This is a genomic window from Geminicoccus flavidas (assembly GCF_009806515.1).
Lineage (GTDB): Bacteria > Pseudomonadota > Alphaproteobacteria > Geminicoccales > Geminicoccaceae > Geminicoccus > Geminicoccus flavidus.
Genome location: NZ_WUJP01000659.1, coordinates 1 through 1,126, shown reverse-complemented (window position 1 = coordinate 1,126; position 1,126 = coordinate 1). Strand labels below are relative to the sequence as shown.

Below are 1,126 nucleotides of genomic sequence, written 5' to 3'. Positions count from 1 at the left end.
CGGCGTCGGCCGCTCCGCCAGCGCCCTCTTGCCCATCACCTCGACCCTGACGCGGTCCTCCACGGCGATCGTCGGGCGCGATGTGCGCACCCGCTCGCTACCGCGCCCGACCAGGTGCTGGACCAGCTTGATGTACCGGGGACTGCTCCTCGACGATGACCATCGAGACACCGCAGAAAAGGCTTGAGCTTCCCGCCCGTCGTCCTCGATCTGGCTGAAGCAATGTGATCGCGGGAGCGGAGTTTGCACTGTTCCCAACTTCGCCTCGGTCCCGGTCAGCGCGATGGAGCTGGTCTAGCGTCCGGGCATTCGGAGGGGAGGGCGGTTCAGCCAAGGGCCACTTCTCGGGGAAGCAATCGGCTAGCCCGCCACGACGCGAGCTTGCGAAACGAATCGGGTCGCACGCGAATGCTATTCTACCAAACGAACCCGAGGACCCAGCCTGTTTCAACTACTTGAATAGTTTCGACAGGCTGAACCGGGATCCTGCCCGGCGCGCTCAGCCGAGGCCCGGCTGCTCCGCCAGCGCCTTCTTCACCATCGCCTCGACCCGCGCCCGGTCCTCGCCGGCGATCGTCAGGCGGGGAGCACGCACCCGCTCGCTGCCGCGGCCGACCAGGTGCTGGACCAACTTGATGTACTGGACCAGCTTCGGGCTGGTATCCAGGTGGAACATGGGCGTGGCCCAGCGGTAGAGCGGCAGCGCCTCGGCATAGCGGCCTTCGGCCATCAGCTCCCACATCCGCACGGTCTCGGCCGGGAACGCGTTGGCGATGCCATGCACGCAGCCGGCTGCCCCCAGCACGGCACTCTCCATCATCAGGTCGTCGACGCCGCAGAACAGAGTGTAGCGGTCGCCGGTCAGGTTCACGATGTCGGTGAGCCGGCGCGGGTCGTCCGAGCTTTCCTTGATCGCCACCAGGGTCTTCTGGTCGGCCAGCTCGACGAAGGTCTCCGGCTTCAGGTCGACGCCGTAGACCATCGGATTGTTGTAGGCGAGCACCGGCAGGTCGGTGGCGTCCAGCACGGTGCGGAAATGGGCGACGTTCTCGCGTGGGTCGGCCTTGTAGATCATGCCCGGCAGGACCATCAGCCCGTCCAGGCCGATCTTTGCGCAGTCCTCGGC

At 66.3% G+C, this 1,126-nt stretch carries 1 protein-coding gene; it reads right to left on the bottom strand.

Annotated features, from left to right (window positions below; genetic code table 11):
* Positions 1-499 precede the first annotated feature (499 nt).
* A partial coding sequence (locus EQG76_RS18690) for a dihydrodipicolinate synthase family protein (protein WP_159715886.1) occupies positions 500-1,126 on the bottom strand: 627 nt, incomplete at its 5' end.